The organism is Nocardia asteroides, assembly GCF_021183625.1.
Taxonomy (GTDB): Bacteria; Actinomycetota; Actinomycetes; order Mycobacteriales; family Mycobacteriaceae; genus Nocardia; species Nocardia asteroides_A.
This window is the reverse complement of record NZ_CP089214.1, coordinates 3,747,220-3,760,922: the sequence shown is the minus strand read 5'-3', so window position 1 is coordinate 3,760,922 and position 13,703 is coordinate 3,747,220. Positions and strand designations below refer to the sequence as shown.

Annotated in this window: 11 protein-coding genes; 6 read left to right on the top strand and 5 right to left on the bottom strand. The window is 72.6% G+C overall.

Annotation, left to right across the window (positions count from 1 at the left end):
* Positions 1-19: 19 nt before the first annotated feature.
* Positions 20-1,102, bottom strand: coding sequence for an ABC transporter ATP-binding protein (locus LTT61_RS17915; RefSeq protein ID WP_233021061.1), 1,083 nt, complete (start codon positions 1,100-1,102; stop codon positions 20-22).
* 396 nt (positions 1,103-1,498) lie between these two features.
* On the opposite strand from LTT61_RS17915, the gene LTT61_RS17910 reads away from it, so the two are divergent.
* The 3 genes from LTT61_RS17910 to LTT61_RS17900 all read left to right on the top strand — a co-directional run bounded on the left by LTT61_RS17910 (position 1,499) and on the right by LTT61_RS17900 (position 4,890).
* A complete protein-coding gene (locus LTT61_RS17910; RefSeq protein ID WP_233015242.1) occupies positions 1,499-2,293 on the top strand; it encodes an LLM class F420-dependent oxidoreductase in 795 nt (264 codons plus the stop codon).
* Positions 2,294-2,371: 78 nt separating this feature from the next.
* A complete protein-coding gene (locus LTT61_RS17905) occupies positions 2,372-4,162 on the top strand; it encodes an ABC transporter substrate-binding protein/permease (protein WP_233015240.1) in 1,791 nt (596 codons plus the stop codon).
* 2 nt (positions 4,163-4,164) lie between these two features.
* On the top strand, positions 4,165-4,890 hold the full coding sequence (locus LTT61_RS17900; protein ID WP_233015238.1) for an amino acid ABC transporter ATP-binding protein: 726 nt from the start codon (positions 4,165-4,167) through the stop codon (positions 4,888-4,890).
* Here the strand turns inward: LTT61_RS17900 and LTT61_RS17895 are convergent.
* Genes LTT61_RS17895 through LTT61_RS17880 form a run of 4 tightly spaced genes read right to left on the bottom strand, consistent with a single transcriptional unit; the run spans position 4,878 to position 9,943 of the window.
* Positions 4,878-6,122 (bottom strand): CHAT domain-containing protein, encoded by a 1,245-nt coding sequence (locus tag LTT61_RS17895; RefSeq protein ID WP_233015236.1) that lies wholly within the window; start codon positions 6,120-6,122, stop codon positions 4,878-4,880. The genes LTT61_RS17900 and LTT61_RS17895 overlap by 13 nt on opposite strands.
* On the bottom strand, positions 6,119-7,657 hold the full coding sequence (locus LTT61_RS17890; protein WP_233015234.1) for a tetratricopeptide repeat protein: 1,539 nt from the start codon (positions 7,655-7,657) through the stop codon (positions 6,119-6,121). The genes LTT61_RS17895 and LTT61_RS17890 overlap by 4 nt, the downstream gene beginning before the upstream one ends.
* Positions 7,641-8,588, bottom strand: coding sequence for a hypothetical protein (locus LTT61_RS17885; protein ID WP_233015232.1), 948 nt, complete (start codon positions 8,586-8,588; stop codon positions 7,641-7,643). Before LTT61_RS17885 ends, LTT61_RS17890 begins: the two co-directional genes overlap by 17 nt.
* Positions 8,588-9,943, bottom strand: a complete 1,356-nt coding sequence (locus LTT61_RS17880) for a hypothetical protein (RefSeq protein WP_233015230.1) — start codon at positions 9,941-9,943, stop codon at positions 8,588-8,590. Before LTT61_RS17880 ends, LTT61_RS17885 begins: the two co-directional genes overlap by 1 nt.
* Before the next feature lie 123 nt (positions 9,944-10,066).
* Here LTT61_RS17880 and LTT61_RS17875 point away from each other — a divergent pair, with 123 nt between their 5' ends.
* The 3 genes from LTT61_RS17875 to LTT61_RS17865 all read left to right on the top strand — a co-directional run bounded on the left by LTT61_RS17875 (position 10,067) and on the right by LTT61_RS17865 (position 13,675).
* Complete coding sequence (locus LTT61_RS17875) at positions 10,067-10,573, top strand: lipoprotein LpqH (protein ID WP_233015228.1); 507 nt, start codon at positions 10,067-10,069, stop codon at positions 10,571-10,573.
* Positions 10,574-10,602: 29 nt separating this feature from the next.
* Complete coding sequence (locus LTT61_RS17870) at positions 10,603-11,412, top strand: hypothetical protein (RefSeq protein WP_233015226.1); 810 nt, start codon at positions 10,603-10,605, stop codon at positions 11,410-11,412.
* A 199-nt stretch (positions 11,413-11,611) separates the two neighbouring features.
* Positions 11,612-13,675 carry a PhoX family protein gene (locus tag LTT61_RS17865; protein WP_233015224.1) on the top strand — a complete coding sequence of 688 codons (2,064 nt, stop codon included), beginning with the start codon at positions 11,612-11,614 and terminating at the stop codon, positions 13,673-13,675.
* Positions 13,676-13,703 lie beyond the last annotated feature (28 nt).

Sequence of the window (13,703 nt, the reverse complement as noted above, 5' to 3'; positions counted from 1 at the left end):
GTCCACCGGCCCCGGATGCCTAGTTGAGCCGGCTCCCGTTCGCCGCGTCGAAGAAGTACACGTGCTCCGCACCGACCCCGAGCTGCAACTTCGCACCCTTCGGCGGCGGATTCCGCCAATCCGCCCTTGCCACGACGGTCTCGTTGGCCCCGGTCGGCGAATCACCGAGCGTGCGCCCGTAGAGGTAGGCGTCGGAGCCGAGCTCCTCGACGACGTCCACCTCCATGGCGATTCCGGAATCGCCGCCGAGCTCGAAGTGCTCCGGCCGGATGCCGACGGTGAGCGCGCCGGAGCAGGCGTCGGTCACCGAGCGCGGCACCGGGATCGGGCAGCCGCCGAGGTGTACCGCGCCGTCGCTGACCGGGAGGGTGAACAGGTTCATGGCGGGCGAGCCCATGAAGCCGGCGACGAAGACGTTGGCCGGGTCGCGGTAGAGGTCGCGCGGGGTCGCGCACTGCTGCAGCTTGCCGTCCTTGAGCACCGCGACCCGGTCGCCCATGGTCATCGCCTCGACCTGGTCGTGCGTGACGTAGACCGTGGTGGTGCCGAGCCGCCGCTGCAGCTGTGCGATCTGGGTGCGGGTCTGCACACGCAGCTTGGCGTCCAGGTTGGAGAGCGGCTCGTCCATCAGGAACACCTGCGGCTGCCGCACGATCGCCCGGCCCATGGCGACGCGCTGCCGCTGCCCGCCGGAGAGCGCCTTCGGCTTGCGCTCCAGGTACTGCTCCAGGTCGAGCAGCTTGGCCGCCTCCAGCACCCGGGCCCGCGTCTCCTCCTTCGGGACCTTGGCGAGCTTGAGCGCGAACCCCATGTTCTCCGCGACCGACATGTGCGGGTAGAGCGCGTAGTTCTGGAACACCATCGCGATGTCGCGGTCCTTGGGCTCGGCGTGCGTGACGTCGTCCGCGCCGATCAGGATGCGCCCGTCGCTCACCTCCTCCAGCCCGGCCAGCATGCGCAGCGAGGTGGACTTGCCGCAGCCCGACGGGCCGACCAGAACGAGGAACTCCCCGTCCGCGATCTCCAGCTCGAGGCGGTCGACGGCGGGGGTGGGGTTGCCCGGGTAGAGCCGGGTGGCGTGTTCGAAAGTAACCGTGGCCACGGTGAATGACCATCCCTTCACCGGCAGGAACGTGCCGGACGATCCGAGTAGGGGAATCGCCGGGATGCTATCCGGTGCGCGGGCGGACGGCGAGCGCTGCCCCGGCCGCGCGGCCGGTTACGAGGCACCGACCAGCACCTCGCACTCGATCGGGCAGTAGCGGTCGGCGGCGCTGCGCAGTTAGGCGTCGAGCACGATCCGGTCGCCCGGAGTGCGCAGCAGCTGCGGCGGGCGCACCGGGAGTTCGGCGCCCGCGATCACCAGGCCGGGCGTGCCCATACCGAAATCAGCGGCGGCGGGGGAGGCTGCCCGTCCGGTCGCGGCGCCCCCGGCGGCGACCGGGTCCCGCCGGTAGCCTCGCCCCGGGAACACCCAACGGAAGACGAGGAGCAGAGCATGAGCCGACCGGTTCGCATCGGAGTTCAGCTGCAGCCGCAGCACGCCCCCGAGTACCAGCTCATCCGGGACGCGGTACTGCGCTCCGAGGACGCCGGGGTGGACATCGTCTTCAACTGGGACCACTTCTACCCGCTCACCGGCGACCCGGAGGGCGCGCACTTCGAGTGCTGGACCATGCTCGGCGCGATCGCCGAGCAGACCGAGCGGGTGGAGCTGGGGGCGCTGGTCACCGGCGGCGGCTACCGGAACTTCGACCTGCTCGCCGATATGGCGCGCACGGTGGACCACATCAGCGGGGGCAGGCTCATCCTCGGCATCGGGGCGGGCTGGTTCGAGCGCGACTACGACGAGTACGGCTACGAGTTCGGTACCGCGGGCAGTCGCCTCGCGCTGCTGAAGGACGGGCTGGCCCGGATCGACGCCAGGCTGAAGAAGCTCACCCCCGCGCCGACCAGGCACATCCCGGTGTTGATCGGCGGCGGCGGCGAGAAGAAGACGCTGCGGCTGGTGGCCGAGTACGGCAACATCTGGCACAGCTTCGGCGACCTGGAGACCTTCACCCGCAAGAGCAATATCCTGGCCGAGCACGCGGCCGCGGCAGGCACCGACGCGGGCCGGATCGAGAAGTCGACGGCGTGGCCGGGGGTGGAGCGGGCGAAGGATTTCCACGCGGCTGGCGTCACGCTCTTCACGGTGGGCACCAGCGGGCCGGATTACGACCTGGGCCAGGTCGAGGAGGCGATCCGGTGGCGGGACGAGGTGAACCCGGAGTCGGTGGTCGGGCTGTCCTGACCGCGGTGCGCAAGGGTTTCGCGCTGTGAGACGCCTGATAGCCCGTGATTCGCTACCGCGCGGCTAGGGTGGATTCCCATGTCGGTCTCCCGTGCGGTGCGCTCGTCGGCCCTGCTCGCCGCGGTCCTCGCGGTCGCCTCGCTCGTGTTGAGCGGGTGCGGCTCGGGCGACGGCGGCGGCCAGGCCCGTGACCTGTGCGCCCCGCCGGGGCCGACGGCGGCTTCGGCGGCCCCGGCCAACCTCGCCGCCCCGCAGGGCGCGGGCGCCGACCGCTACACCACCCCGAACGTGGTGCCGCTGAGCTCGATCGACGTCGGCAAGCTGGGGCTGATCACGCCGGGCAGGCTCAGCGTCGGCACGCTCTCCGACGCCCCGCCGAGCATCTGCGTGAACAGCGCCAACCAGGTCACCGGCTTCGACAACGAGCTGCTGAAGGCCATCGCCGCCAAGCTCGGGCTGACCGTCGACTTCGCCACCACCGACTTCTCCGGCCTGCTCGCCAGCGTCGCCGCGGGGCGGTACGACGTGGGCTCGTCGAACATCACCACCACCGACGCACGGCGCCAGCTCGTCGGCTTCACCAACGGCTACGACTTCGGCTACTTCTCGCTGGTCACCCCCGCGGGCAGCGCGATAACGAGCTTCGCCGACCTGAAGCCGGACACCAGGATCGCGGTGGTGCAGGGCACCGTGCAGGACGAGTTCGTGGTGAACCAGCTCGGGCTGGACCCGGTGAAGTTCCCGGACTACAACACCGCCTACGCGAACCTGAAATCCGGCCAGGTCGACGTCTGGGTGGCGCCCTCCGCGCAGGCCGACGGCGCCATCGCGCCCGGTGACCCGATCACCGTCGCGGAGAACACCTTCAGCCTGGACAACTTCGTCGGCTACGCCGCCGCCAAGACCAACCAGCCCCTGCTCGACGCCCTGAACAGCGGCTTGGACGCGGTGATCGCGGATGGCACCTACGCCCGGCTCTACCAGGACTGGGTGCCGCGCGAGCTGCCGCCGGGCTGGAAGCCGGGCTCGCGCGCCGCGCCCACCCCGGAGCTGCCCGACTTCCGCGCGCTCGCCGCGCAGAACGAGCAGCCGGAACAGGCCGCGGCCGCCCCGAAATCGACGCTGCAGCAGCTCGGCGACACCTTCTTCGACTGGTCGCTGTACAAGCAGGCGTTCCCGGAGCTGCTCGAGACCGGGCTGCCGAACACCCTGATCCTCGCCGTGGTCTCCGGCGTGCTCGGCACGGTGATCGGCATGCTGCTCGCGGTGGCGGGCATCGCGCGCACCCGGTGGCTGCGCTGGCCGGCCCGGGTCTACACCGACATCTTCCGCGGGCTGCCCGCGGTGGTGATCATCCTGATCATCGGGCTCGGCATCGGCCCCGTCGTCCGCAATATCACCGGCAACAACCCGTACTGGCTCGGCGCGGTGGCGCTGGCGCTGCTCGCCTCGGCCTACATCGGCGAGATCTTCCGCTCCGGCATCCAGTCGGTGGAGCCGGGGCAGCTGGAGGCGGCGCGCGCGATCGGCTTCGGCTACCGGCAGGCCATGACGCTGGTGATCATCCCGCAGGGCGTGCGCCGGGTGCTGCCCGCGCTGATGAACCAGTTCATCGCGCTGATCAAGGACTCGTCGCTGATCTACTTCCTGGGCCTGCTGGTCAGCCAGCGCGAGCTCTTCGCGGTCGGCCGCGACCTCAACGCGCAGACCGGCAACCTCTCGCCGCTGGTCGCCGCCGGGCTCGTGTACCTGCTGCTGACCATCCCGCTCACGCACCTGGTGAACTACATCGACCGGCGGATGCGCACCGGCCGCCCGGACCGGCCCATCGACCCGGCGGACCAGGCCGCCATCACCGAAGGACGCTGAACATGAGTGCTTCGCTCACCGGCACCGGGCTGCACCTCACCCTCGGCCGCACCCACATCCTGCGCGGCGTCGACCTGCACGTCGACGCGGGCCGGACGGTCACCGTGATCGGGCCGTCCGGGTCGGGCAAGTCCACCCTGCTCCGCGTCCTGAACCGGCTGCACGAACCGGACAGCGGCGACCTGCTGCTGGACGGCAAGTCGGTGCTCACCGAAGACCCGGACCGGCTGCGCCGCCGGATCGGCATGGTCTTCCAGCAGTTCAACCTGTTCCCGCACCGGTCGGTCGTCGACAATGTCGCGCTCGGCCCGCGCAAGCTCAAGGGGCTCTCCGCCGAGCGGGCCCGCGCGGTCGCCGTCGAGCAGCTCGAGCGGGTCGGGCTCGCCGACAAGGTCGAATCGCGCCCCGGCAACCTCTCCGGCGGCCAGCAGCAGCGCGTCGCCATCGCCCGCGCGCTGGCCATGGAGCCGGAGCTCATGCTCTTCGACGAGGCCACATCGGCGCTCGACCCGGAGCTGGTCAAGGGTGTGCTCGCGCTCATCGCCGAGCTCGCCTCCGGCGGCATGACCATGGTCGTCGTCACCCACGAGATGGGCTTCGCCCGCTCGGTCTCCGACACCGTCGTCTTCATGGATCGGGGCGTCGTCGTCGAGCACGGCGCCCCCGACGCCGTCTTCGACAATGCCGAAACCCCCCGCCTCCGCACCTTCCTCGATCAGGTGCTGTAGACCGTCGCCGGCGCTGCCCAGAGGACCGGGGCGGTGGTGGGCGAGGGGGTGCTGCGCCAGGCGGTGAGGCGGGCGCGCTGCCAGTCGGCGTGCGCGGTGACGGGGGCGGGGTGTTCGTGGGCGGCGTCGATGGCGCAGATCGTGTCCTGCAGCGGGGTCGCGGTGGCGGGGGCGCCGGCCAGGCGCTGCACGGCGAGGTCGGTGGGGAGCGGCCAGCGGCAGGCGGTGACGAGCTCGGCTCCGCCCGCGATCATCGCGGTGACCAGGCCGAGCGCCTCGCCGAAGCGGAGGTCGCCGCCGCTCTCGCAGGCGATCAGCGCGACCCGCGCCGGGATCGGCCAGAGCCGGTTGCCCGGCTGCGGGTCCGGGTCGCGGGTGTGCGAGCCGAGCAGCAGGTCCTTCGCGGTGAAGGGGCGGTGGGTGCGCAGCGGGGCCGCGAAGCCGGGCAGCTCGGCGGGGCAGGCGAGGTGCAGCGCGGCCTCCTCGCTGCGGCCGGACTCCGGCGCGGCGGCGGTGACGTGGCCGACGTACAGCAGCCTGCTCGCGCCCGCGCGCAGCAGCTCGCCGAGCAGCTCGCGGTCGAGGTCGGTGCGGCGGAAGGCTTCGGCCGGGGTCGCGGCCCGCGGGGCGAGCCTGCCGGTCGCGGCGTACTCGGCGACCCGGCGGGCCACCGGCATCGCCGGGTCGGGGCGGCCGAGCACCGAGCCGAGCGCGGAGTCGGCGCGGAAACCGGGTACGCGCGGGTCGAGCACGGCGACCACCGGAAGGGCGGGGTCCCACGGGCGCGGTTCGCGGGCCCTGACCACGCTGACCGGCGGCAGCAGGCTGATGTCGGCGATCTCGATCAGCCGGACCGCCGGGTCGGGGGCGAGCAGCTCCCAGGGCACCTGCGCCACCCGCGGCGCGGGCTGGATGCGAAGGTGCGGGCGGATGCCGCTGGTCATGAGCTCGTGCAGGGCGACGGCGAGGTTGTAGGGGAGGAAGGCGCGGGCGAGTTGCTCGGCCAGGTGCTGTTCGCGGTGCGGGTCGGCGAGCGCGCCCGCGGTGAGCGCGTTCTCCAGGCTGCCGGGTGCGGCAGGGTCGGGCAGGGCGGCGGTGAGTTCGTCCAATGCCGCTCGGAGCTGGGCCTCGGGGACGACGCCGATTCCCGGTGCGGCGGTGTGGTTCTCCCAGCGCCACCAGAGGTAGAGATCACCGGCGTCGGCCATCCGGATGTAGGCCGTCGGGGTCATAGCCGGACCACCCGGCTGTCCCGTACCGGCCTGCCGTAGCGCTGCTCGGCGGCGGCGAGGTGCGCGGCCAGGGCGATCCGGCCGTCCGGCAGGGCGATCCGCGGCGGTGGGGCGACCGCGAGGCCGGCGGCGGCGGCGACCTCGGCCAGTGCGATGCCCAGCTCCAGCGCGCCGCCCGCGGTGAGTGCGCCGCCCTGTTCGTCCGGTGGGTCGATCCAGGTCAGCGGCAGGGTCGGTGCTGCCGCGGCTCCGGTGCTGCGGTCCAGGTCGATGGTGGTTCCGGCGCACCGGGTTTCGATCAGTTCGGCGATCAGCTGACCGTTGCCGGAGGCGTAGGCGAGGCGGAAGGCGACCTGCAGCGCCGGGTCGGCGATCTCGTCGTGCCAGCGGGCGCGCTGGGTGCCGTCCGCGAAGGTGAAGCGCACGGCGTCGAGGGCGAGGGCGGCGATCACCGCGAGGTCGGTGCCGCGGGCCAGGAGTGCCCGGTCCGGTTGGGCCGCTTCGATCAGCGCGGCGTGCCAGTAGTCGATCTGGGCACAGCGGGTGGTCATGCCGCGCTCCGCGCAGGTCGAAAATGCCTGGTCGAGCAGGGTTTCGGCGTCCAGGAGGCGGCCGGTGCGGGCGGCGACGGTCGCCAGCCGCACCCGGACCTCCGCGGCGTCGAGCACCGCGCCGGACGCCTCGAATCGGGCCAGCGCGCCCCCGTACGCGGCCTCGGCGGCGGCGAACTGCTCGGCGCCCTCGGCCAGGAATCCGCGCAGCTTGGCGCCGATTCCGGCTCGGTGCGCGAGCCCGGCCCGCTCGAAGTACTCCTGGCTGCGGCGCAGCGGCTCGGCCGCCTCGGCGGGGCGGCCGCTGCGGGCGAGCATGATGGCGGTGTTCTGGTCGGCCTCGGCGCGGGCATTGGGGTCGTCCGCCTCGGTGAAGGCGGCTCTCGCCTGGGCGGCGAAGTCGAGGGCGAGGTCGGTGCGGCCGGTTTCGAAGTGTGCGGCGGCGAGGTTCAGCAGGGGGTGTCCGGCCAGGTCGGGCGCGAATCGGACGGCGGCGTCGAGGGATTCGGTGGCGAGCTCCAGGGCGCGGGACCAGTGGTCGCGGTGGATGGCGACGGCGGTGCGGGAGAGCAGGCAGGCGACTCGGACCCGGCCGAGCTCCGGGTCGGTGCTGTCGGCAAGCAGGGTGCGGGCTTCGTCGAGGGAGACCTGCGCGCCCTCGAGGTCGCCGAGGTGTTGCTGGACCTGGGAGAGGTTGATCAGGGCGTGCGGACGCACGCGGATCGCGTCGGCGGGCATGAGCGCGAGCGCCTCGCGCAGCAGGGGGAGTGCCTCGGCGTGCTGCCCGAGTTCGTCGTGCATGCTCGCGGCGTTGGTCAGGGCGGCGAGCCGGATCGCTTCGTCCGGGCCGGTGCTCGCCGCGCGGAAGATCCGCAGCGCCTCGGTGACGTCGCCCCTGGCGTACGCCGCGGCCCCCGCTGCCAGCATGGCGTCGCCCGCCCCTTCCGGTTTGCCGACCGAGCCGGGATCAGAAGTCGGAGTCATCGGCGGCGGCCGCGCTCTCCGCGCGCAGGAGGGAACCGGCCCCGGACAACCTGGCACGGGCGAACTCCCGCACCCGGACCCGATCCGCCGCCGAATCCGGCTGCGCCGAGCCGACTCCGGGAACGAACAGCTCCGGCTCCGCGACCTCCGGCGTGGCGAGCGTGGTGACCCAGTGATCGGCGGCCGCATCGAGCGGAGCACGCAGCTCCCCGACCCGCACCCAGGGCCGCAGGTGCGCGGGCACCAGCACCGGCACCGTCCGCGGCGCCGCGACGACGTCGACCCGCAGCACCCCTGACCCGCCCTGCCGCACCGACTCCCAGGTCAGCGCCTGCTCGGAGGCATCGACAACCCCGGGTGGGCAGCGATGCCAGGCCCACCCGGTACTGCCGCGCCGCAGCACCATCCCCTCCCGGACCCCGTCCCCGGCGGCCAGCGCGTAGTCCTCCGCCCGCGCGGTCACCTCGACCGCCGCCGCGACCACCGCGTCGGCACCGTCGACCAGCGCGTCGCAGGCGGCGGTCAGCTCGGCGATCTCGGCGTCCAGCAGCCCGGGGTCGAGCGCGGCGATCCCGTCCAGCGTGGAGGCGGGCCACCAGCGGGCGGCCCAGTGCGCGTACGCGAGCCGCCGGGCGTCCTCGGCCTGCCCGGGATCGGCCGGTTCGGCGTCCAGCGGCCCGTCGACGCCATCGGCCACAGCCACCGCCGCCGCTTCGCCGTACAGCGCCCACAACCAGTCCTGCGCGGCCGCCGGATCGTCGAGCACCGCCGCCGGAACCACACTGTCACCGAACAGATCCCAGGTCAGATGCCCACCCGACACCTCGAGCACCAGCACCCCGACCCCCGGCACCGGATCGAGCACGGTCGGCGCCCCGACGGGAGCGAGCACGGTCAACCCATCGACCCCGCGCACATCGACGGTCACCATCAGCCCGCCCTCTGTGCCGGGGTCTCCAGTTCGGCGCGCGCGCTGAGCACCTGTTTCACCCGCATCCGGTGATCGAGCATGACCGAGCGGGCGACCCCGTCGAGCAGGTCCCACAGCTCGTCCGGGTCGTACACGGGCGCGGCGCGCACATCCCGCCCGTGCAGCCGAACCCAGAGCCTGCGCAGGTAGGGCCGCCACGGCCGGGACAGGTCGGCGGCGATGGCGGCGAGCGGCTCGGCGTCGGGCCCCGGCGCACCGGCCACCGAGAGCCGCCGAGCCGCGAGCACGTACGCCTCGCGCCGCCAGCGCCCGTTCACGATCCGGTGCGCGGCGGTGGCATCCGGCTCGGTTCCCGGCGTCCCGTCCGGCGCGGGCCTGGTCGCCCCGGCCGGGGCGAGCCCGAGCGCGAGCGCGATCCCGGCGGCGGCGGTGAGCCGCAGCGATTCGTCCAGCAGCGCCAGCGGCGCGCAGCTGCGCGCGACCTCGGCGGCGACCAGCTCGGGCACGGTCGGCAGGTCGGCCCGCTCGGTGCCGCCCTGCAGCACGGTGAAGACCCGCTCGTACACCGTGCGGTCGAACGGCCGCCCCAGCTGCGCGGTCGCGGCGGAGCTGCCGACCGCGGGCTGCTGCGGCACCGGGCGCGCGGTGAAGCCGAGCTCGGCGGCGGTCCAGCCGGTGACCACCTGCCAGAGCTCGATCCCGGCGTGCGTGCCCGCGTGCGCGTCGAGCAGGTCGTCGAAGGTCCGCAGGCCGTTGTCGACGCCGTCGGTGAGCCGGGCGGCGGCGCAGGCGTCGAGCAGGGTGTGCAGCGCGGCGGCGTGGTCGGGGGTCGGCGTATCGGTGAGCGGGCGGCGGGCCCACGCCGTCGCGAGCAGCGCGGCGAACTCGGCGGCGCGCGCCGGGTCGGTGAGGTGCGCGCGGAGCACGGCGACCGTGCGGCCCGCCGGGTTGTCGTGGATCTCGCGCAGCGCGGCCTCGGCGACGGGCCGGTCGCGCAACGGCTCCGGGGTGCCGCGGGTGGCGGCCAGTTCGAAACAGCGCTGGAAGTAGAGGTCCTGCGGGTTGCCGTCGGTGATCTTCGAGGCCCGGCGCACCTGCTTGAGCAGGGTGAACCAGGCGGCGGTCGCGCGCAGGTCGTCGGCGGCGGCGTGCAGCCGCGCGGTGAGCAGGGCGATGCCGTCGGCGTCGAGCACCGAGCCCGCGCAGGCGGGGTACTGCACCGGCCGGATCACCAGCGGGTCGAGCACCAGTTTCACGGTGCGGCGCAGCGGCCCGCCCTGGGGACCGCTGAGCGGCGCCAATCCGTCGAGTCCGCGCCACACCTCGTCGAGCACAGCGGCCCGGGGTCGTCGCATCGCACCAGGTTAGCGCCTTGCCCGTGGCGAAAGCTGGGATCGGTAGGGCGCGAACCCCTCCTACCTTCATCTCAACGGCCGAACCGGAAGCCGAACAACCCGAGAACGAAGGAACGAAAACCCATGCGCACCAACCGCCTCGCGGCCACCACCACCGCCGCGGCCGCTACCCTCGCCCTGCTCGTCACCGGCTGCAGCGACAACACCACCACCAGCACCCCCTCCCCGGTCAGCACCTCCAGCAGCTCCACCGCCAAGGTCGACGGCACGACCATCGACGCCCGCTTCGACACCACCTGCGCCAAGCAGGGCGGCACCCTCGCCCTGGCCCTCACCGACCTGAACAACACCACCTACGGCAACTTCAGCGTCTCGGCCACCCTCCAGGGCGAGGACACCGTCCAGGCCGTCGCCATCGCCGGAACCAAGGGCGGCAACAGCGGCACCCCCTACGCCGTCGGCTACGGCGCCGGCGCCCCCGGCGGCTCGGCGAAGGTCACCAAGAACGGCACCACCTACACCGTCACCGGCGAAGGCGTCGGCGGGGTCGACCTCACCAACCCCCTCGCAGGCCCGAAGAACATCCCCTTCGAGATCACCTTCGCCTGCACCACCGTCGTCAACGGCTGACCCCTCCCGCCCGCACCGGAAAGACCACCATGAACCTCAAGACCATCGCCCGCGCCGTCGCCGCGGCCTTCCTGGTCGTCGCCTTCGGCTACTACCTCCTGCACGGCCTCACCTACGACGGCCCCGACGAGTACGGCCAGGACATCCTGGCCTGGGTTGGCCCGCAGATGGCGCTGCCGATCATCGCGCTGACCGTCACCCCGATCGTCTTCGCCTTCACCGGCGACGGCATCCTCTCCGCGCTCACCGGCAACAACTCGGCCGAGTACCGCAACGCCGGGGTCGGGCTCGGCACGGTGCGGGCGGTCCGGCACACCGGCGTGACCCTGAACCACCAGCCCCAGCTGCGGATCGACCTGAGCGTCGAGGGCGCCGACGGCAAGGTCTTCCCCTCGGTGGCGAAGCTGGTCGTCCCGCAGCACCAGATGGCGATGCTCCGCCCCGGCGTGGTGCTGCCGGTCCGCTACCTGCCGCACCGCACCGACAAGGTCGAGATCGACCTCTCCGGCGACCAGCGCGCGGCGCAGCACGCCATGAACGAGGCGATGCTGCGCAAGGGCTTCACCACCCGCGGCAAACTCGACATCGCCGAGCGTGGCATCGCGACCCAGGCCGTGGTGCAGACGCTCTCGGTGCCAGGCGAGATCCGCGACGGCCACACCAGAGTGGTGCTCGGGCTGGTCGTCACCCGCCCGGACGGCAGCACCTTCACCGCCCGCACCGAGAAGTACGTGCCGCCGACCGCGGTCGGGCACGTGCAGGTCGGCCGGATCCTCCGGACGCACTACCTGCCGCAGGACGAGAGCGAGGTGGTCATCGCCATCCCGGTCAGCGCATGACAGCCGCCGCCGCCGAGCCCCGCCCCCCACCGATCCCGGTGTCTCCGGAAGAGACACCGGGATCGTTCGCGTTCGGCGGATGCTCGCCGGTTGCCCGGCAAATTGAGGGTTACCTAATTGGGTGGCTGTTCACCTCGCCGTCGATTCCCCCTGGCGAACATCGTCTACCGTGCGGCCGACGCCGATATCAGGAGCCGCAGTGACCCCGAAACCGCTCACCCTCTTCACCGCGCACGACGGCCGCTCCGCGCGCGCCCGCGTTACCTGCGAATACAAGTGCGCCAACGCCTGCTTCCACCCGGCCCCGAACACCTCGGACGGCGCCTACTTCGGCGATATCGTCAGCTCCCTGAATCGGCGCGGCCTGCTCAGGGGCGGCGCGGCCGCGGTGCTCGCGGTCGGCGCGGCGAGTGCGCTGGCGGCGTGTGGTGACGACGGCGGCTCCACCGAGACCTCGAAGGCCGCCGCCGCGTCGGACGGCACCGGAACCACCTTCACCGCCGTCGCGCCGAACACCGACGACGCCGTGCGGGTTCCGGAAGGCTACGAGCAGTCCGTCGTGATCCGCTGGGGCGACCCGCTCTTCGCCGACGCCCCCGCCTTCGACTTCGACCGGCAGACCGCCGCCGCGCAGGAGAAGCAGTTCGGCTACAACAACGATTTCGCGGCGCTGCTGCCGATCGAGGGCCGGCCCAACGCCTTCCTGCTCGTGGTGAACCACGAGTACACCACCGGCCCGCACATGTTCCGCGGCTACGACGCCAAGAACCCCACCGACGAACAGATCGCCATCAGCAAGGCCGCGCACGGCCTCGCGGTGGTCGAGGTCGAGGGCGAGAACGGCTCCGGCAAGCTGACCCCCGCCTTCGGCCCGCACAACCGCCGGATCACCGCGAACACCGAATTCCTGCTCACCGGCCCGGCCGCGGGCAGCGACTTCGTGAAGACCGCCGCCGATCCGGCGGGCAACAAAATCTTCGGCACCTTCGCCAACTGCGCCGGCGGCACCACCCCGTGGGGCACCGTGCTCTCCGGCGAGGAGAACTTCCACGGCTACTTCGCCAACGCGCAGGCCGTCACCGAGCCTGTCGCCGCGGCCCGGCTCAAGCGGTACGGGTTCGCCGAGGGCGCGAGCACCAACGTCTGGGAGCGCACCGACAGGCGCTTCGACCTGGCGCAGGAACCCAACGAGGCCAACCGCTTCGGCTACGTCGTCGAGGTCAACCCGTGGGACGCCGCGTCGGTGCCGGTCAAGCACTCCGCCATGGGCCGGTTCAAGCACGAGGGCGCGAGCATCTACGTCACCGCCGACGGCGCCGTCGTCTCCTACACCGGCGACGACGAGCGCTTCGACTACATGTACAAGTTCGTCTCCGCCAAGAAGGTGCAGTCCGGCACCGGCGCCTCGGCCATGCGGCACAACATGACCATCCTGGACGAGGGCACGCTCTACGTCGCCAAGCTCACCGGCGACCACGCCGCGCAGATCGACGGCACCGGCAAACTCCCCGCGCCGCAGGGCTTCACCGGCACCGGCGAGTGGATCCCGCTGCTGGAGACCGGCCCCGACGGCAAGGGCACCTCCAAGGTCGACGGCATGAGCGCCGCCGAGGTCGCCGTCTTCACCCGGCTGGCCGCGGACAAGGTCGGCGCCACCAAGATGGACCGCCCCGAGGACTTCGAACCCAACCCGGTCACCGGCAAGGTCTACGTCGCGCTGACCAACAACGACAACAGGGGCAAGGACGGCAAAGCCGCCGCCGACGAGGCCAACCCGCGCAACCTGAACAAGAACGGCCAGGTCCTCGAGCTCGACGACGACCACACCGGCACCCGCTTCAGCTGGTCGCTGCTGCTCGTCTGCGGCGACCCGAACGCCGCAGACACCTACTACGGCGGCTTCGACAAGTCGAAGGTCAGCCCGATCTCCTGCCCCGACAACCTGGCCTTCGACCAGTACGGCAACCTCTGGATCTCCACCGACGGCAATGCCCTCAAGGCCAACGACGGCCTCTTCTCGGTGGTGCTCGACGGCGACCGGCGCGGCGAGACCAAGCAGTTCCTCACCGTCCCCAGGGGCGCCGAGACCTGCGGCCCCGTCGTCACCGAATCCCGCGTGCTGGTCTGCGTCCAGCACCCGGGCGAGAAGGACGACGCCTCCGCCGACAACCCGGCCTCGCACTGGCCCGACGGGGGAACCACCCAGCCGCGGCCGTCCGTCGTCGTCGCCTGGAAGGGTGGTCAGGGCCGGATCGGCGTCTGAGCCCGCGCGCCCGGCCCCCGCCGTGGGC

Coding starts and splice junctions, on each gene's coding strand:
- LTT61_RS17910 (WP_233015242.1), top strand. CDS start 1,499: ATGAGCCGACCGGTTCGCATCGGAGTTCAGCTGCAGCCGCAGCACGCC.
- LTT61_RS17905 (WP_233015240.1), top strand. CDS start 2,372: ATGTCGGTCTCCCGTGCGGTGCGCTCGTCGGCCCTGCTCGCCGCGGTC.
- LTT61_RS17900 (WP_233015238.1), top strand. CDS start 4,165: ATGAGTGCTTCGCTCACCGGCACCGGGCTGCACCTCACCCTCGGCCGC.
- LTT61_RS17895 (WP_233015236.1), bottom strand. CDS start 6,122: ATGACCCCGACGGCCTACATCCGGATGGCCGACGCCGGTGATCTCTAC.
- LTT61_RS17890 (WP_233015234.1), bottom strand. CDS start 7,657: ATGACTCCGACTTCTGATCCCGGCTCGGTCGGCAAACCGGAAGGGGCG.
- LTT61_RS17885 (WP_233015232.1), bottom strand. CDS start 8,588: ATGGTGACCGTCGATGTGCGCGGGGTCGATGGGTTGACCGTGCTCGCT.
- LTT61_RS17880 (WP_233015230.1), bottom strand. CDS start 9,943: ATGCGACGACCCCGGGCCGCTGTGCTCGACGAGGTGTGGCGCGGACTC.
- LTT61_RS17875 (WP_233015228.1), top strand. CDS start 10,067: ATGCGCACCAACCGCCTCGCGGCCACCACCACCGCCGCGGCCGCTACC.
- LTT61_RS17870 (WP_233015226.1), top strand. CDS start 10,603: ATGAACCTCAAGACCATCGCCCGCGCCGTCGCCGCGGCCTTCCTGGTC.